We start from the raw sequence: 18750 nt of genomic DNA, 5'->3' as shown, positions 1-18750 counted from the left end.
CCGCCCCAGGGAGGATCACTTGCGGGTGGACAGCAGCTTATCGACGTTTTCAGCCGTCACCGGGGTCCACGGAACATTATAGGTCTTATCCTTGCCGTCGTTCCACGGCATATCCTTGTAGGTGGTCCAGATATCGGATTCCGGCTTATAATCGCCCTTCTTGGCATTGTAGATCGCCAGATCCAGAGCGCCCTGCGCCTGGGCACGGGCATCCTGAAGGATCGAGGTCATCTCACCGGCTTTGGCAGCCCGTAGCGCATCTGTGACGCCGTCGATACCGGCGATGGCGAAGCTCTTGACGTCGAGGCCGGCAGCCTTGATTGCCTCGATGGCGCCGAGCGCCATTTCATCATTCTGGCCGATAATGCCGTTGATCTGGTTCGGGTGCGATGTCAGCCAGTTCTCCATCAGGGTCTGGGCTTCGGCGCGCGACCAGTTTGCGGTCTGGTCTTCGAGAACCTTGACGTCAGGGCACTCAGCCAACGCCTTCTTGTTACCCTGCAGGCGCTGGATCTGCGCCGACTGGCCGACCGGGCCCTCGATGATCACGACGTTACCCTTGCAGCCGATCTTGTCCAGCACGCTCTTGGCTTCGAGATAACCGGAAACCGTATCGTCGGAGCCAACATAGGAGGTCAGCTGGTCGGAATTGACGCGGGTGTTGGAGCCGATGACCGGAATGCCGGCATCGACGGCGGATTGAACGGCAGACGCACCTGCATCGACGTCGATTGGGGCGAAGATGATGGCATTGTACTTCTGCGTAATCATCGTCTTGAACTGATCCTGCTGAACCAGCGCGTCATAGCGGCCATCGAAAACCGTCAGTTCGACCTCGCCGCTCTTGACGGCCGGATGTTCCTGCAGGGCTGCCGTCCAGATCTGCATGAATTCCGCATTCAGGCCGTAGGGTGCTGCGCCGATCTTGATCTTTTCCTGGGCTGCGGCAGACGTCGCCAGCAGCGCTGTTGCCGAAGCAAGCGCAATCAGAAGCTTTCTCATTTTAATTCTCCTCCACTTTGGGTTTAGGCGGCCGGCATGGCTTGCCTGTCGGACGGGGCGAACGAAGCGCCTGCCCCGAATTTCTGCTGATGAGCTCAGGCTCCGAAATTTCGTTTCTGGTCGAGCATGACGGCGCCGACGATCAGCGCACCCTTCAGGACCTGCTGGTAGTAGGACTGGATGCCCATCAGATCGAGACCGTTGTTCATGACGCCGATGATGAGCGCGCCGATCAATGTTCCCGTCACGCGGCCAACACCGCCGGAAAGGCTCGTGCCACCGATGACGACTGCCGCGATCGCATCCAGCTCATAAGCGACGCCGGCCTGCGGCAGACCCGAACCGGTGCGGGCGCTGAGCAGGATACCTGCAAGCCCTGCGAGGCCGCCGGAGATCACATAGACGGTGAAGCGGATACGACCCGTATTGATGCCCGAGGTCTTGGCCGCATGCGGATTGCCGCCGACGGCGTAGATATAGCGGCCGAACCGCGTACGGTTGAGGATCCACCAGGAGACCGCAAACACGACCGCAAGCACGATGACCGGAGCAGGAAGGCCGAACACATCGCCGGTGCCGATCCAGCGGAAGGCGGGTGTGAGTGCGGGAACCGGACGGCCCCCACCATAGATCAGCGTCATGCCACGGGCAGCCGAGAGCATGCCGAGCGTGGCGACGAAGGCAGGCACCGAGAAGCGCGAGACGATCGCGCCGGAGATCGAGCCGCAGACAACACCGACCAGGACACCGACCAGCAGGCCGATAGCGACCGGATAGGGCGAACCGATGACGCCGGCCGTTTCCGAAGTGGTGGCAAAACTGGCGCTGACGATGCCGGCGAGTGCCACGACAGAACCGACCGACAGGTCGATGCCGCGCGTCAGGATCACGAAGGTCATGCCGATCGCCAGCACGCCGTTGATGGACGTCTGCAGCAGAACGTTGGAAATATTGCCGCCGGTCAGGAAGAACTCATTCGAGAACGACAGGATAACGACCAGAAGCAGGAAGGCGAGGAAGATGCCGTATTCCTGCACGATCAAACGGCGCTGCTCGGTCTTGAACCAGCCGCCCGCACTTTTGTTCTCACTCACTGACACTGCCTGCTCCTCTGCTGCCGGACGAACGCCCTGACCCTGGTCAGGTTGATAAGTGGACGAGTGATTGGGCATTCGTCTCCTCCCGGCTGTATATTCCGGCGCTCTTGCCGCCGCGCATCACCATGATGCGGTCCGACATGCCGAGAACTTCGTCGATTTCCGATGAGATCATGACCACGGTGCCGCCGCCTTCGGCGAAGTTGCAGATGATGCGATAAATTTCCCGCTTGGCGCCGACATCGACGCCGCGTGTCGGCTCATCCAGCAGCAGGACCTTGGGGTTGCGCAGGAACCATTTGCCGAGAACGACCTTTTGCTGGTTGCCGCCGGAAAGGCCCGACACCGGCATGGTGTCGCGCGCTGCCTTTATCTGAAATTGCTCGCGCATGCGCTTGCTGGCATCCACTTCCTTTGCATGATCCATGGAAAAGGCTGGGCTCAGTTCAGGCAGGCTTGCCATGCAGATATTGGCGCGAACGGAATCGGAGAGATTGAGCCCCGTCTGCTTTCGATCTTCGGTTACCAGCGCGAGACCATGGGCCATCGCATCCGATGGCTTTGCAACCGAGATCGCCGCACCATCGACCGAGATGCGTCCCGCAGACGGTTTGTCGAGCCCAAAAAGGCAGTTGAAAATCTCCGTGCGGCCGGAGCCCATCAGCCCGTATATGCCGAAGATCTCGCCCTTACGGGCGGCGAAGGAAATGTCCTCGATCTTGTTCGGGCACGAAAGCGCACTAACCTCCAGACCGATCTGCGGTGTCGGCGTATTGGTCTTGACGTATTCTTCGGCAAGTTCCCGCCCGACGATCATGCGGATCAAGCTCGGCCGGTCGATCTCCGACAAGGCGCCGGCACCGACGAAGGAACCGTCGCGGAAGACCGTGTAGGAATCAGCGATCTGGAAGATTTCCGATAGGCGGTGCGAGACGTAGACGATACCGCGTCCCTGCGCCTGCAAGCGGCGGATCGCCGCAAAGAGCTGCTGGGCCTCACGCTCGCCGATGGCCGATGTCGGTTCGTCCATGAAGATGACTTCGGCATCGTGGCTGAGCGCCTTGGCAATCTCCACCAACTGCATCTGCGCGACCGAAAGGTTCATCATGTACTGGTTTGCGCGGATATCGAATTCCAGCCCATCGAGCAGCCTCTGCGCCGCGCGGTTCATGGTGCGGAAATCGATGCCGCCGAAACGGGCTGACGGCTCGCGGCCGAGATAGATATTCTCGGCAACCGTCATGTGCGGAACCGGGCTCAGTTCCTGCTCGATGATGGCAATACCGGACGCGAGCGCATCAGCCGGCCTGGAGAAATCCACCTCCTGGCCACGCCTGCGGATCGAACCGGCATCGCGCTTGTGAATGCCCATCAGAATTTTCAGGAATGTGGACTTGCCCGCGCCATTGCCGCCGCACAGCGCATGGACCGAGCCGGCGCGAAGTTGGAAGCGGCCGTCGCGCAGGGCTGCGACACCGCCAAAGGACTTCTTGAGCCCTTCCACTTCCAGCAGAAATTCCACGTCAGTCTCCTCCACGCATACGTCTGGCGAGCAAATTCCAACGCGCCATTCGACATCAGGAAACCTCCGCCCGAATGTCGATGCTGACAATATTCGACTCGCGTTCGACAAATGTCAAGCGATATGAAATCACGTAAATGTCAGGGTGCCAGAGAGCCAGGAACGGTGTCGAAAACCCAGCAATTGCTGGGCTAAGAGCGATATCCCGACGGGAAAGAGGGCTTGCGGAACATCATGCTGACGTAGCGCAAAGAGATTATCGACGGCGATTATGATCGCGCCCTGCTCTTCTGCGGAACGGACGTCGGCGTGTCGATTTCTGCTAACAAGCATCCGGGCGGCGCTGCCCCACGATACCTATTCTGCCGAGCGCGCCGCCAAGTCATCACCACCGTGGATGCATGCGTGGTCGGCCCCGAACTCGCCAAAGCGATCGCTGATACCTACCTCGCCTGCAGCCTCGACCCGAATCGTCTATCGGTCGAACACGTCAAGGCAATCGAACGCCTGGATGAAGCGAAGTACTGAGTTTCGTCACGAGACCTTCTGCCGCCCGTAAAGCAGCAACATGCCGATGATGACCGCCCCATAGATGAGCTGGCGGCCGGCCTCCTCGATCTGCATGACCGAGAGGATCGACTGGAGGAGGGTGATCAGGATGACGCCGGCAACGGTTCCGAGATAAGAACCTTTGCCGCCGAGGACATGTGTGCCGCCAAGCACCACGGCTGCGATCGAGGGCAAGAGATAGGCGTCACCCATGGATTGGGATGCTTTCGAGGCGTATCCGGCGAGAAGCACGCCGCCGAGCGCGCTAAGCCCACCTGACATGATGAAGGCCAGCAAGGTGATCCTGCGGGTGTTGATGCCGGACATATACGCGGCGCGCTCGCGATTACCGATTGCATAGAGCGCCCGGCCGAAAGTCGTTCGCGTCAGCAGGAAGACGGCAAGCAGGCCGACGGCCAACCACACCAGAACGCCATTCGGAAGCCCCGGTATGGCATAGCCGGTTGCCAGGAAGCGCATGGCGGCAGAAGCCGAATCCTGTGGCGAGAAACCGCCGGTGTAGACGACCATCAAGCCTTGCGCGACGGCATTGGTCGCAAGCGTGATAATCATCGAGGGAATGCGCAGATAGGCAACCGCGATGCCATTGACGAGACCGATCGCAGCACCACAGAGAATGCCGAATGGGATTGCGAGAACCGCACCCGTCGTTCCGTAAGCAGTGGCGGCGCAGGCCATCATCGCCCCTGTCGTCACGACCCATGGCACCGACAGGTCGATCTGCCCGAGCAGGATGACCGCCATCATGCCTGTTGCGATGACACCAAGGAAGGAAGCCACCTTCAACTGCTGCAGCAGGTAATCCGGCGACAGGAAGTTGGAGGAATAGAGCGAGCCGCCGAGAAGCAGCAGGATGATACAGCCAAAGGCGATCGCCACAGCCGGATCGACACCGCGCAGCCGGGCGGGCACGGGAATTTGCCGCATGGTGGAAGCATCCTCGCTCATTGGAACCACTCCAGGCGATTGCGGACCCGCGACAGGCCGATGCAGCCGATACTGACTGCCAGCATCAGCACCACTCCCTGGAAGAGCGGCTGCCAGAGCGGATCGAGATCGAAGACGAACAGCAGGTCGCCGATGGTGCGGAAGGCCAGCGCACCGAAGACGGCACCGACGGCGCTTCCCTTGCCACCCGCGAGCGAAACGCCGCCCAGCACCACTGCCGCGATCGAATAGAGCGTATAGGCATTGCCGCTCGCAAAAGCTGCCTCGCCCGTATAGGAAAAGAAGGTCAGGTAAAGCCCGCCGATGGCCGAAAGCAGCCCCGCCAGCCCATAGGCGGCGAGCTTCGCCCGTTTCACCGGCATGGCCGACATGTAAGCGGCGTTTTCCGCCGAGCCGACCGCATAGGCGGTGCGGCCGAGCACCGAACGGCTGAATGGCACCCAGATCACCAGGACGACAAGCGCGAGCACGACGAGGCTTGCAGGGATGACGCCAAAAAGTTTCGAGGTAAACACATCGGCGAGATCTTCATTGACCGAGCCGCCGGGTGTGGGCCGCAACAGCAGCGCCAATCCGTAAAAGACCGCACTGGTCGCAATCGTGGTGACGATCGGCTGCAATCGACCGAAGATGATGACGAGCCCATTCAGCAGGCCGCAGGCGAGACCGGTCAAAAGTACGGCCACGACACCCAACCCAGTCTGCAGCGGCGTGCCGACGACGAGCCATGAGGCAAGGCAATTGCACAGGATGAGGATCATGCCGATCGAAAGGTCGATGCCCGATGTGATGACCACGAAACATTGCGCCATCGCCACGAAAGCGAGCAGTGTCGCCTTGTTGGCGGCCGTCTGCACCACATTCGGCGTGAAGCCGGCCGGATGGTTCGAGACATAGATGATGAACATCAGGATGAACAGAAGCGCTGCAAAGAGCGTACCCTTCTGCTGAACGTACCAGTACCGCCATTCGCCGCCCGCCTGCGTGCTCATTGGGCTATCCTTTGCTGCGCTTGGCCGGCGCCGATGTTGAGGGCGGCGCTCACCAGCTCGCGCTCGGTAATCTCGTCTCCCTCGAGGATGCGCACGATGCTGCCATCATACATGACGAGCACGCGATCGCAGCATCCGGCCAGTTCGTCATAGTCGGTCGAATAGAAGATGATGGCCGCGCCCGCGTCGGCAAGCTTGCGCAGCAAAGCATAGATCTCCTGCTTTGTGCCGACATCGATGCCGCGGGTTGGATCGTTGAGCAGAATGATGCGCGGGCGGTTCATCAGCCATTTGGCGATCACGACTTTCTGCTGGTTGCCGCCTGACAGCGAGGCGACCGGCATGTCGATCGTCGCGGCCTTGATCGCTAGAAGCTTCAACAGCTCGTCGATCTCGCGAAGCTCCGCGGCCCGATCGATCACGCCATTGCGTGAAACGCGGTCGAGTGCGGCGATCGACAGGTTCTCGCGCACCGTCATGGGGAGCATGAGGCCCTCGGTCTTGCGGTCCTCCGGAATCAGCGCCATGGAGATATCGCCTGATTTCGCAGCACCTGGGCTCTTCAACCTTACCGGTCGGCCATTGACCGCCACCTCGCCTTTCAGGTCGCGCAGCACACCGAAAAGCGCCAGCAGCAATTCGCGCTGCCCTTGCCCATCCAGCCCGCCGAACCCGATGATTTCGCCGGGCCGCACGTCGAAATTGATCCCGGAAAGCCGGTCTTCCCAGGAGAGATTGCGGCAGGAGAGCACCGGCGCATCTGCCCTCGATCGCAGCGGCTTGGGTGGAAAGACATTGGTATATTCGCGTCCGATCATCAGTTCCACAACCTGCTGGTCCGTCTTGGTGCCGGCAGGATAGGATTCGATGCTGCGGCCGTTTCTAAAGACCGTGCAGTCATCAGCGAGCTCGGCAATCTCGTGCATGCGATGGGAAATGTAGATCAGCGCCATGCCCTCGGCACGCAGTTGCTTCAGCACGCCAAAGACCTTCTCGACATCCGACTGGGTTAGCGCCGAGGTCGCCTCGTCGAGGATCATCAACCGCGGCTTGCGCGCAAGAGCCTTGGCAATCTCCACCATCTGCCGACGGGAAAGCGGCAGGTCCTTGACAAGGGACGAGGGATGGATATCGGCCGCTCCGGCACGGGCCAGCGCAGCTTCAGCAATCTGACGCTGCCTGTTGCGGTCGATCATGCCGAAACGAAGTGGCGGATTGCTGATAACGATATTGTCGGCCACCGACAGATCGGGAATGAGCGACAGTTCCTGGAAGACGCAGACGATGCCCTCGGCATTGGCGGCAGCCGGTGAGGCGAAGGAGACCTCGCTCCCGTCAAGCAGCATGCGCCCCTCATCAGGCGCGACTACCCCTGCCATGATCTTGATGAGGGTCGATTTACCGGCGCCGTTCTCCCCGAGCACGGCATGGATCGCGCCCGGGCGGACTGCGATATTGGCTTCCTTCAGCGCAATCGCGCCGCCGTAGCGTTTCGATATGCCTTCCAGGCGCAGAAGCGGTTCGGAAAGGGTCATGCATCCAGCCTCCATTCGGTCGCGTCGAGTTCGAGACTGCGGGCGCTCGCGCCCGCAGTCAGGTCCGGATGGTGGGGATTACTGGTTTTCCTTGGACTGCCCCATGATCTCCTGTGCGGTGAAGTTGATACCGCAGGTCGGGAAGGCGTTGCCGACGAAGAAGTTGTCGGATTGGGTGGGGTAATAATCCTCACCTTCTTTGAAATCGGGATCCGAAACGAGTGCCGTCGGCAGCTTAACGGCCTGGGGCACGACTTCGCCTTCAAGAGCGGCGATGGCCGTCTTGATAGCGACGGCGACTTGCGCCGGACCGGTACCGGCCGACGAGCATTTCAGACCGTCGCCAGCATGGGCCGCGCAGAATTTGCGAAAGCCGTTCTCCGTCTCACCGCCGAAGGGCACGAAAGCATGCTTCGCATCGATCATCGCCTGCACGACGCCGGTGTCACCGCCTTGGGCAGTGATGCCATCGAACGGACCATTGGTAGCGATCGCATCGGCCGTTGCCTTCTGGGCCACGCCGTCGTCCCACTTGCCGACGACTTCAGTCACGGTGAACTTCTTGCCGGAAGCGTCCAGCGTCTCGTGGATGCCGTTATGGCGATCCGTATCGACGGAAGTTCCAGCAACGCCGCGCACTTCGAGGATCTTGCCACCCTGCGGCAGGTGCTTCACCAGCCAGTCAGCCCAGATGACACCGAGGCCCTTCTGGTCGACATTGACGTTGATCGCATCCTTGGTGTCGAGGATATTGTCGAAGGCGACAAGAACGACGCCGGCTTCCTTGGCGCGCTTGATGACCGGACCGAAGGCTGTCGGGTTCTGGGCGTTGACGACGACGGCATCATAACCCGCATCGATGAAGTTGTTGATCGCCGAAATCTGGGCCGGAACGTCCTCGCCGGTCGACACAACCTTGAATTCTTTGAGTTTGGCGGCGACATCCGGCTGGGCAGCGTAGGCCTTTGCCGTTTGCACCATCTGGATGCGCCAGGTGTTGGCGATATAGCCGTTGGCAAGCGCGATGCGGTAAGGACCATCCTTCTTCGGATATTGCAAGAACTGGGTTTCGGCCGACCACGGAACCATGCAATTCGGATCGGCGGCGGGGCCGGACACGACCTTTGGCTCCGCCATGGCCGTGCTGCAGAGCAGCGCAAGCGCCGACGCCGAAAACGCGGCGACACGTGCCATTTTCGCTTTCTTCACCTTGAGCATTGAATATCTCCTCCCTCGGGCGGACCGAGCCGCCTCTCCACAAAGTCTTATTGGCATGCTGATTCCCGGAAGGTTCCATCCCATCCTTTCCGGTGCAATTTTAACGTAACATAGTTGACAGCGCTGTCAAATCGGATTTGCTAGCGCTGTCAAATGCAAAAGCGAAGAACAATATTTCGCAACTGCGAGATAAATTACAGATCCGCACGATTTTGTTGTATAGAGCGAGAGCACATGCGAAGAGTAACTTTGGACGATGTGGCAACTTTGGCCGGCGTCAGCCCGATCACAGTTTCACGCGTACTTCGCAAGCCCGACGCGGTCTCGGAAGCGCTGCGGCGGCGTGTCAATGCCGCCGTCCAGGAACTCGGCTATGTGCCGAATATTGCGGCCAGCCGGCTTGCCTCGTCGCGCACGCACGCAATCGGCGTCATTGTGCCGACGCTCTATAACGTCATCTTTGCCGAATATCTCTTTGCTCTGCATGACGTGCTTGTCGGGGCGGGCTTTCAGGTCATCGTCGTCAACAGCCGGTATTCCGAGCAGGAAGAGGAAAATGCCATCAAGGTACTGCTCGGCCAACGGGTCGAAGCGATCATCATCGCCGGCATTCATCATACACCGCTTGCCCATCAGCTTCTGATTCGGGCGCATTTGCCCGTTGTCGAGACATTCGAGTTGTCGCCGGATCCGATCGACCTCAATATCGGCATGCTGCAAGATCGCGCTGGGCAGGCGGCAACGCAGCATCTCATAGACCGCGGCTTCAAGCGTATTGCCTTTCTGGCGGGCAATCTCGACCATCGTTCACAGTCCCGCTTCGACGGCTATCGCCTGGCAATGCAGGAAGCGGGCCTGGAGAACCTTGAGATCGTCACCCAGCGGCCGCGGCACAGCTCGGTTGCGCTCGGCTCCGATCTCCTGGCCCTGATGCATGAACGTGGTGACCGCCCGGAAGCGATCTTCTGCACCGACGACAACGTGGCGCTCGGCGCCATGCAGGAGTGCCGCAAGCGCGGCATCCGCGTGCCTGACGATATCGCCATCATCGGTTTTCATGATCTGGAATTTTCTGCCTGTGCGTCACCCTCCCTCTCATCGATAGTGACGAGGCGGTTCGAGACGGGCAAGCTTGCCGCCGAAAAGGTACTGGCGGCCCTCAATTCGACGAGCCGCCATCCACCGAGCCAGATCGATCTTGGCTTCGAAGTCATCGCCCGCGAAAGTACAGGCATGACCATCAGGCAGCAGCTTGGGCCTCGCTCTTAGAGATCCTGACCGGAACCCCCTTGTAGCTCGGCGTGCCCGACTTGCGGTCATAGTGATCGAGCGCGATCACCGCATTCATTTCCGGATAATAGCCGGCCACCGAACCAACGGGGATATTATACTCGACAACCGTGAAACCGATGACGGTTTTCCCACCCCCGTTGCGGGTAGCTGAGCGGATATCGATCCGGTCTCCGTCACGCAGGCCCCGTTCAGCAAGATCCTGACCGCTCATGAAGATGACATCACGGCGGCCGAAGATACCGCGATAGCGATCGTCGAGGCCATAGACCGTCGTGTTGTATTGGTCGTGGCTGCGCAGCGTCGTCAGCACCAGTGTCGTCGGGTCCTTCAGGCGAGGATCTTCTTCGAGACCGGGGGCGACGAGGAAGGTTGCCTTTCCGCTCGCCGTCTTCCAGACGCGGTAAGAAGCGGGAACATCGAGCCGGAAGCCGCCGCGAACGCGGACACGGCTATTGAATTCATGAAAATCCGGGAACACCAATTCTATCTTGTCGCGGATGCGGTCGTAATTGGAGATCAACCCGCTCCAATCGATGCTGTGTTTTGTGCCTAATGTGGCCATTGCAATGCCTGCGATGACGGCCGGCTCAGACTTCAATAACTCACCCGGCGGCTTCAGGAAGCCGCGCGAGGCATGCACCATCGACATGGAATCTTCGACCGTCACCGACTGCGGCCCTGATGCCTGCGTGTCAAGGTCGGTTCGTCCGAGGCAGGGAAGGATGATCGAGGTCTTTGCCGTCAAGAGATGCGAGCGGTTGAGCTTGGTCGCGATATGGACGGCAATATCGAGCTTGCGCATGGCCTTGAAGGTGACGTCAGGATCGGACATGGCGACAGCCAGATTGCCGCCGAGGCAGATCAGCGCCTTCGATTTGCCGGCAGCGATCGCCTCGATGGCCTCGACCGCATTATGGCCCTTCTCTGCAGGGGGACGGAAACCAAAGGCGCGTTCCATGCCGTCGAGCAGCGCTTTGTTCGGAATTTCGGTAATGCCGACAGTCCGGTCGCCCTGAACGTTGGAATGACCACGCAGAGGGCAGAGACCGGCGCCGGGGCGGCCGACATTGCCGCGCAGCATCAGGAAATTGGCAAGCTGCTGGACATTCGCCGTTCCGTTGGCGTGCTGGGTGATGCCCATGCCGTAACAGAGGATGACATTGCGGGCGCTGAGATAGACATCGACGGCGCTGTTCAGCGCTTCCATGGTGAGACCGGAGACACTGAGGATATCGGCCCATCGCGCGGCGGCGAGATCCTCTTTCAGGGCATCGATGCCGACAGTGTGTTCGGCGATAAAGGCCCTGTCCAGAACGCCCTCGCCACCAGCGACAAGATCGGCTTCATCGCGCTCGAAGATCAGCTTCATCAGACCCTTGAGGGCTGCGAGGTCGCCACCGGTGCGGAGCTGGTGATAGGCCGATGCGATGCGTGTCGAGGAAAAGGTCACCATCTCCACCGGATTTTGCGGCGCCGCGAAACGCTCGAGCGCCCGCTCTTTCAGCGGATTGAAGACGATGATGGGCACGCCGCGGCGCGATGCCTCATGCAAGGTCGTCATCATGCGCGGATGGTTCGTTCCGGGATTGTGGCCGAAGCTAAAGATGGCATCGGCATGATCGAAATCTTCAAGTGTCACCGTGCCCTTGCCGACACCAAGCGACAACGGCAGCCCGACGCTCGTTGCCTCATGGCACATGTTCGAACAGTCGGGGAAGTTGTTGGTGCCATAGGCGCGTACAAAAAGCTGGTAGAGGAATGCAGCTTCGTTCGAAGCACGGCCGGAAGTATAGAACTCAGCCTCGTCCGGGCTGGCGAGCTTGTTCAACTCTGCGCCGATCAAGTTGAAGGCATCATCCCATTCGATGGCTTCGTATTTATCCGTGGTACCGTTGTATTTCAGCGGGTGCGTCAGCCGACCCTGGTCTTCGAGCTTGTGATCGATCCATTCCCAAAGCTCCGAGACCGTATGTTCGGCAAAGAATTCCGGCGCGACACGGCGGGCAGTCGATTCCCATGTGATCGCCTTTGCACCGTTTTCGCAGAATTCGAAGGACGAAGTGTGCTTCGGATCAGGCCATGCGCAGCCAGGGCAGTCGAATCCGTCCGGCTGGTTTGCCTTGAGCAGGGTCGTGCTGCCCTGCGCGACGATCTGCTGATGCTTCAGCGTTTTCGCCACCGCTTTCAGAGCATCCCAGCCGCCTGCGGGATGCCCGTATTCCTCAACACCATCAGGACGTTTGTCGCTCATGTCAGCTCTCCGTCTTCGAGACAGCCGGACGATAACAGTGCGCGGCCGGGCGGTGCATTATACTCAGGCATAGGTAGCGCAGCCAACGGCAAGGCGCATGGATGCCGCGATCTCTTTCGAAGCCCCGGGGAAATCAGGCCGCTGCACATATATAAAGCAACAAGACCATTATTTAGTCATTTTTACAAAATGCCTAATAAATTGCCTTTTAAGCTTGTCCGCTTTGCTGCGTTGCGTCATAAATAGCGCATGAGCCGGCTCGACCTGACCATTCTTGTGATCGATGAAAACACCATTCGCGCTTCCATCATCGAAGAGGGGCTGCGGGAGGCCGGCCATGCGCGCGTAACGGTCATCCACGAGGTCCAAGGCGTGGCGAGAATCATCGATACGCTGCGGCCCGATGTCATCATCATTGATATCGAAAACCCCAATCGCGACATGATGGAGCATCTATTTCAGCTGACGCGCACCGTCGGCAGGCCGATCGCCATGTTTGTCGACCGTTCCGACACGGCCTCCATCGAAGCCGCGGTGGATGCAGGCGTCTCGGCTTACATCGTCGACGGGTTGAAGAAGGAGCGCGTCAAACCCATTCTTGATATGGCGGTCAGCCGCTTCAATGCCTTCAGCCGGCTACAGCGCGAACTTGCCGATGCCAAATCGGCTCTCGAAGAACGCAAAGTGGTGGAGCGCGCCAAGGGCATTTTGATGAAGATGCGCGGCCTGTCAGAGGAAGAGGCATTTGCACTGCTGCGCCAGACGGCGATGAACGAGAAAAAGAAGATGTCCGACATCGCCCAGAGCGTCGTCACCGCGGCGGGGCTTTTGATGTGATGGCGGCCTCGCGTGCTGATGTCCGGAGAAAGCCGGAGTGAATATGATGACGAAAAACCTTGATCCCGGCGCCGGTCAGCCGGCCCCTGCGCGTCTCAATGGCGAAGGCCAGAGAACACTGAGAGCCGGCTTCATTCCGCTTGTCGATGCCTCTGTGCTGATAGTTGCCGCAGAATTCGGTTTCGCGCAGCGTGAGGGCCTGACGCTCGACCTCGTCAAGGATGTCTCCTGGGCCAACGTTCGCGACCGTCTCGCCTTCCGGCAGTTCGATATCGCCCACATGCTCTCGCCGATGCCTGTCGCCTCCATGCTCGGCCTCGGCTCCAATCCATCGCCGACGATTACGCCCTTTTCTCTCGGGCGCGGCGGAAATGCGATCACGCTTTCGACCCGCCTGTTCGATAGAATGCGGGATGCCGCCGATCTTTCCGAGACCGCGAATGCACTAGAAAATGCCAGGGCGCTCGCAAAGGCGCTGGCAGAGATGAGAGCGCGCGGAGAGCCGTTGCCCACCTTCGGCGTCACCTATCCCTTTTCCTCGCATAATTACGAATTCCGCTACTGGCTCGCCGCCGGGGGCATAGATCCGGACAAGGACGTCAAACTCGTCGTCGTGCCGCCGCCGCTGACGTCCGATGCGCTGGCTGCCGGCGGTATCGACGGATTTTGCGTCGGCGCACCCTGGAACATGGTGGCGTCGGAGCGCGGTGTCGGGCGTATCGTCGCTGCCAAACAGGATATCTGGCCATCTGCACCGGAAAAGGTGATCGGCATGCGCCCGGAATGGGCGGACAGCCATCCGGAAACAGTCTCCCGGCTAATCGTTGCTCTCGACGCAGCGGCGCGCTGGTGCGACCGGCCGGAAAACCACGATGCGCTTGCCGAGGCCCTCGCGGATGCCCGCTACATCGCAGCCCCGGTTCACATCATCCGTCATGTGCTGGCCGGCGAGTTCAGCCTCGATGCAAAGGGGAACCGGCGCATCATCGATAATTACTTCATGTTCCATTCGGGCTTTGCCAATTATCCGCGCGCGAGCCAGGCACTCTGGATCTACAGTCAGATGATCCGCTGGGGTCAGGCCGAACTCGGTCTAAACCCCGCACGCGCAGCCGCCTCCGCCTATCGCCCGGACCTTTACCGCACAGCCCTTGGCGAGGGGAGCGCACCCATTGATGCCGACGTGCGTATCGAAGGCGCGGACGAAGACGACCGTTTCATGGACGGCCATATTTTCGATCCATCGAAACTGCCGGATTATATTGCGGGCTTTGCCGTGAAGAGCGCCTTGCCCTTCATTCCGCACGCTGATGAGACTTGAAAGAACTGCTGCATTGCATAAATCGCTTGCAGCAGTTCCGACCCGCGACTGAGCAATCGCACAAAAGTTTTGCAGAGCGATTTCGTGCTTCCAAAAGCAGCATCGGGTGTATGTCGAAGTAATTCCCTTTTATTTCAATGGCCTGCAGTAGCTTGAACAAACTGGCACGCTGCTTGCAAGACAAAAACTGCACTGGTCAAGGGCGATCGGGGCAGGATGTGCGCGATAGGCGCTCATCAGAGACACAGAGTTACCTCTTGAGCATCTGCATACGGATCGCTTGAGGCAGATGGGCCAGAAGGCCATGAATTCGGCGTCCAACGGCGGGCGCCACCAGCAAAGCCGCTGATCAGGATATTTCGCGCACCTCGTGCATGCGCGTCCTGACCAGCGGCTTTTTGTTTTAACCCCCAGCGATAGATCGGCACGACCTTGTCGGGCCACGGAGAAGCCATGTCTGTCATCGAGAAAGCGCAGCCCATGTCCGCCGGCGAACCAGCCAAAGCACTGTGGATCTCCACGGTCGCCTTCACTCTCTGTTTTGCCGTCTGGACGATCTTTGCGATCATCGGCATCCGCATCAAGCAGGAGCTCAACCTGAACGAAGCCGAGTTCGGATTGCTGGTCGGCACCCCAGTGCTGACCGGTTCGCTCGTGCGCATCGTCCTCGGCATCTGGACGGGACGCTACGGCGGCCGTCTTGTTTATACGCTGACGATGCTTGCCGCCGCATTGGCGACCTTTCTGCTTTCCTACGCCCACACCTACTCGCAGATGCTGATCGCCGGCCTCGGTGTCGGGCTTGCCGGCGGATCCTTCGCAGTTGGCGTCGCCTACGTCTCGCCCTTCTTCCCGGCGGAGAAGCAGGGAACGGCGCTTGGCATCTTCGGCGCGGGCAATGTCGGCGCGGCCGTGACCAAATTCGCGGCCCCGTTCGTTCTGCTCGCCTGGGGCTGGCAGGCGGTCGCAGAGATCTGGGCCGTCTGTCTGGCGTTGATGGCAATCGTCTTCTGGTTCACCACGACCGATGATCCGGCCTTCCGTCTTCGCCGCGAACGTGGCGTTGCTTCCAAGAGCCTTGCCCAGGAATTCGCGCCGCTGCAGAACGTTCAGGTCTGGCGCTTCTCGCTCTACTATTTCTTCGCCTTCGGCGGGTTCGTCGCCCTGTCCTTGTGGCTGCCGCGCTATCTGGTCGGCGTCTATGGCTTCAACCTGGAAACTGCAGGCATGGTCGCAGCCGCCTACTCCATCCCGGGCAGCATCTTCCGAGCCTTCGGCGGCGTGCTGTCGGACAAGAAGGGTGCGCGCAGCGTTATGTATGCGATGTTTGCCGTATCGGCCGTGGCCACCCTCGTTCTTTCGCTGCCGTCTGCTACCATCACGCCTGTCATTTTCATCGTCGTCATCTTCGTGCTCGGCTTCTTCATGAGCCTCGGCAAGGCTGCCGTCTACAAGCACATTCCGGCCTACTATCCCGAAAGCGTCGGAGCCGTCGGCGGCATCGTCGGGATGATGGGCGGGCTTGGCGGCTTCATCCTTCCGATCGCCTTTGGCCTCCTCAAGGACATGACCGGCCTTTGGTCGAGCTGCTTCCTGCTGCTTTTCGCGATCGTCGCGATCTCGCTGATCTGGATGCACCTGTCCGTAAAGCAATTGTCGCGCCAGGGGCACTCCGCGCCCGTGGCTGCAACCTGATCCAGGGACCTGTAAATATGACCGAAAAACTCGTCATCATCGGCAATGGCATGGCGCCCGGGCGCATGCTGGAGCACCTCTTGGAACAGGCGCCGGGCCGCTATGAAGTTACGATCTTCAACGCCGAGCCGCGCGTCAACTACGACCGCATCATGCTCTCGCCTGTCCTGTCAGGAGAAAAGGATTACGAACAGATCATCATTCACGGCGACGGCTGGTACATCAAGCACGGCATCACGCTGTACAAGGGCCACAAGATCGTCAACATCGATCGCGTCGCCAAGACCGTCACCTCCGACCACGGCGTCACCGAAAGCTACGACAAGCTGGTGATCGCAACCGGATCAGTGCCCTTCATTATCCCTGTTCCCGGCAAGGATCTGCCGGGCGTCATCACCTACCGCGATCTCGACGACGTGCAGGCCATGCTGCTGGCAGCCCAGTCGCGCGAAAAGGCAATCGTCATCGGCGGCGGTCTGCTCGGGCTCGAAGCAGCCGCCGGCCTTGCCCAGCGCGGCATGGATGTCACCGTATTGCACGTTATGCCAACGCTCATGGAGCGCCAGCTTGATCCCGCTGCCGGCTACCTGCTGCAGAAAGCCGTCGAGGAACGCGGCATCAAGGTGATCTGCAAGGCCAATACCAAGGCGATCATCGGCGACGGCAAAGTGGAGGGTATCGAACTCGACAACGGCACGATCATTCCCGCCACGCTTGTCGTCATGGCTGTCGGCATTCGACCGAATGTCAATCTTGCCAAGGACGCCGGACTTGCCGTCAACCGCGGCATCGTCGTCGATGCCGGCATGCAGACCTCGGATGGCGATATCTACGCGCTCGGAGAATGCGCCGAGGTGGGTGGCATGGTCTATGGCCTCGTCGCGCCGCTCTACGAGATGGCCCGCGTGGCCGCCGCCCATCTGTCCGACGACACGAAGCCGACCTTTAAACATTCCGACACGCCGACGAAGCTCAAGGTTACTGGCATCGAACTCTACTCGATCGGCGATTTCGCCGACGGCGACGACCGGCAGGAAATCGTACTGCGCGATGCGACTGCAGGAATCTACAAGCGCCTTGTTCTGAAGGACAACCGCATCATCGGCACGGTGCTTTATGGCGAAACCTCGGACGGCGCCTGGTTCAACGACCTCAAGAAAAAGGCCGTCGACATCTCCGAAATGCGCGACACATTGATCTTCGGCCAGGCCTATCAGGGAGGGTCCCCGCTGGACCCTATGGCGGCCGTTGCAGCCTTGCCGGATGATGCGGAAATCTGCGGCTGCAACGGCGTCTGTAAAGGCAAGATCACGTCCACGATCTCGGCCAAGGGACTGACATCGCTCGATGACGTGCGTGCTCACACGAAGGCCTCCGCCTCCTGCGGCTCCTGCACCGGCCTTGTCGAGCAGCTCATGTCCTTGACGCTGGGTGATGCCTATAATCCGCAGGCCGTGCAGCCGATGTGCAACTGCACTGAGCTCGGCCATGACGACGTGCGCCGCCTCATCAAGGCGAAGACGCTGAAGACCATTCCCGCCGTCATGCAGGAACTGGAATGGAAGACGTCGGGCGGCTGCGCCAAATGTCGCCCCGCGCTCAACTATTACCTCGTCTGTGACTGGCCGGACGAATATGCCGACGACTATCAGTCGCGCTTCATCAATGAACGCGTCCACGCCAACATCCAGAAGGATGGTACCTATTCCGTCGTGCCGCGCATGTGGGGCGGAGTAACCAATTCCGGCGAACTGCGCGCCATCGCCGACGTGGTCGACAAGTTCGCCATTCCGATGGTCAAGGTCACGGGCGGCCAGCGCATAGATCTGCTCGGCGTCGAGAAGGAAGACCTGCCCGCTGTCTGGGCAGATCTCGGCAAGGCCGGCTTCGTCTCCGGCCAAGCCTACGCCAAGGGCCTGCGCACGGTGAAGACCTGCGTCGGCTCCGACTGGTGCCGCTTCGGCACCCAGGATTCGACAGGGCTCGGCATCCGCATCGAGAAATTCATGTGGGGCTCCTGGACGCCGGCCAAGCTGAAGATGGCAGTCTCCGGATGTCCGCGAAACTGTGCGGAAGCGACCTGCAAGGATGTCGGCGTCATCTGCGTGGATTCCGGCTTCGAGATCCATTTTGCCGGCGCCGCAGGCCTGGACATCAAGGGCACCGAGATACTCGGCCTCGTCAAGACCGAGGACGAAGCGCTCGAACATATCGTGGCACTGACCCAGATGTACCGCGAGCAAGGGCGTTACCTTGAGCGCATCTACAAATGGGCCAAGCGTATCGGCCTTGACGAGATCCGCCGGCAGATCATGCAAGACCATGAAAAGCGCCAGGTCTATTACGAGCGCTTCGTCTTTTCCCAGAAATTCGCACAGGTCGATCCCTGGTCGGAGCGTGTCTCAGGCAAGGACAAGCACGAGTTCCGGCCGATGGCAACCATCGGCTTCAATCAGGCGGCCGAGTGAG

14 protein-coding genes are annotated in these 18750 nt (G+C 60.1%); 6 read left to right on the top strand and 8 right to left on the bottom strand.

What is annotated here, in order from left to right:
- Positions 1-15: 15 nt before the first annotated feature.
- From AC1DUP_RS06475 to AC1DUP_RS06465, 3 genes are all read right to left on the bottom strand, one after another.
- A complete protein-coding gene (locus AC1DUP_RS06475; protein ID WP_113307509.1) occupies positions 16-1002 on the bottom strand; it encodes a substrate-binding domain-containing protein in 987 nt (328 codons plus the stop codon).
- A 95-nt stretch (positions 1003-1097) separates the two neighbouring features.
- Complete coding sequence (locus AC1DUP_RS06470; protein ID WP_477832259.1) at positions 1098-2174, bottom strand: ABC transporter permease; 1077 nt, start codon at positions 2172-2174, stop codon at positions 1098-1100.
- The gene (locus AC1DUP_RS06465) at positions 2143-3621 is read right to left on the bottom strand and encodes a sugar ABC transporter ATP-binding protein (RefSeq protein WP_113307507.1); all 1479 of its coding nucleotides are present in this window, start codon (positions 3619-3621) and stop codon (positions 2143-2145) included. Before AC1DUP_RS06465 ends, AC1DUP_RS06470 begins: the two co-directional genes overlap by 32 nt.
- 255 nt (positions 3622-3876) lie before the next feature.
- Here AC1DUP_RS06465 and AC1DUP_RS06460 point away from each other — a divergent pair, with 255 nt between their 5' ends.
- The gene (locus AC1DUP_RS06460) at positions 3877-4149 is read left to right on the top strand and encodes an RpiB/LacA/LacB family sugar-phosphate isomerase (protein ID WP_113307506.1); all 273 of its coding nucleotides are present in this window, start codon (positions 3877-3879) and stop codon (positions 4147-4149) included.
- Positions 4150-4155: 6 nt separating this feature from the next.
- Here AC1DUP_RS06460 and AC1DUP_RS06455 read toward each other — a convergent pair whose 3' ends face one another.
- From AC1DUP_RS06455 to AC1DUP_RS06440, 4 genes are all read right to left on the bottom strand, one after another.
- A complete protein-coding gene (locus AC1DUP_RS06455; protein ID WP_113296602.1) occupies positions 4156-5139 on the bottom strand; it encodes an ABC transporter permease in 984 nt (327 codons plus the stop codon).
- Entirely contained in the window at positions 5136-6131 is a 996-nt protein-coding gene (locus tag AC1DUP_RS06450) for an ABC transporter permease (protein ID WP_113307505.1), read from the bottom strand. The genes AC1DUP_RS06455 and AC1DUP_RS06450 overlap by 4 nt, the downstream gene beginning before the upstream one ends.
- Positions 6128-7666 carry a sugar ABC transporter ATP-binding protein gene (locus tag AC1DUP_RS06445; RefSeq protein WP_113307504.1) on the bottom strand — a complete coding sequence of 513 codons (1539 nt, stop codon included), beginning with the start codon at positions 7664-7666 and terminating at the stop codon, positions 6128-6130. Before AC1DUP_RS06445 ends, AC1DUP_RS06450 begins: the two co-directional genes overlap by 4 nt.
- A gap of 78 nt (positions 7667-7744) precedes the next feature.
- Positions 7745-8884, bottom strand: coding sequence for a sugar ABC transporter substrate-binding protein (locus tag AC1DUP_RS06440; protein ID WP_113307503.1), 1140 nt, complete (start codon positions 8882-8884; stop codon positions 7745-7747).
- 234 nt (positions 8885-9118) lie between these two features.
- On the opposite strand from AC1DUP_RS06440, the gene AC1DUP_RS06435 reads away from it, so the two are divergent.
- Positions 9119-10153, top strand: coding sequence for a LacI family DNA-binding transcriptional regulator (locus AC1DUP_RS06435; protein WP_113307502.1), 1035 nt, complete (start codon positions 9119-9121; stop codon positions 10151-10153).
- Here AC1DUP_RS06435 and AC1DUP_RS06430 read toward each other — a convergent pair.
- Positions 10125-12428: an FdhF/YdeP family oxidoreductase gene (locus AC1DUP_RS06430; protein ID WP_477832258.1), complete on the bottom strand. Its 2304-nt coding sequence runs from the start codon at positions 12426-12428 to the stop codon at positions 10125-10127. The genes AC1DUP_RS06435 and AC1DUP_RS06430 overlap by 29 nt on opposite strands.
- 249 nt (positions 12429-12677) lie before the next feature.
- On the opposite strand from AC1DUP_RS06430, the gene AC1DUP_RS06425 reads away from it, so the two are divergent.
- The 4 genes from AC1DUP_RS06425 (at position 12678) to nirB (ending at position 18749) form a co-directional block, all read left to right on the top strand.
- Positions 12678-13265, top strand: a complete 588-nt coding sequence (locus AC1DUP_RS06425) for an ANTAR domain-containing response regulator (RefSeq protein WP_007816832.1) — start codon at positions 12678-12680, stop codon at positions 13263-13265.
- 37 nt (positions 13266-13302) lie between these two features.
- A complete protein-coding gene (locus AC1DUP_RS06420) occupies positions 13303-14586 on the top strand; it encodes a CmpA/NrtA family ABC transporter substrate-binding protein (RefSeq protein ID WP_477832257.1) in 1284 nt (427 codons plus the stop codon).
- 453 nt (positions 14587-15039) lie between these two features.
- Positions 15040-16281: an MFS transporter gene (locus AC1DUP_RS06415; protein ID WP_113307499.1), complete on the top strand. Its 1242-nt coding sequence runs from the start codon at positions 15040-15042 to the stop codon at positions 16279-16281.
- A 17-nt stretch (positions 16282-16298) separates the two neighbouring features.
- A complete protein-coding gene (gene nirB, locus AC1DUP_RS06410; RefSeq protein WP_113307498.1) occupies positions 16299-18749 on the top strand; it encodes a nitrite reductase large subunit NirB in 2451 nt (816 codons plus the stop codon).
- The last annotated feature ends 1 nt before the right edge of the window (position 18750 follow it).

Source organism: Rhizobium sp. 01L419, from assembly GCF_056400025.1.
Note: the sequence above shows the minus strand (reverse complement) of the source record. Positions and strands in the feature narration are given on the sequence as shown.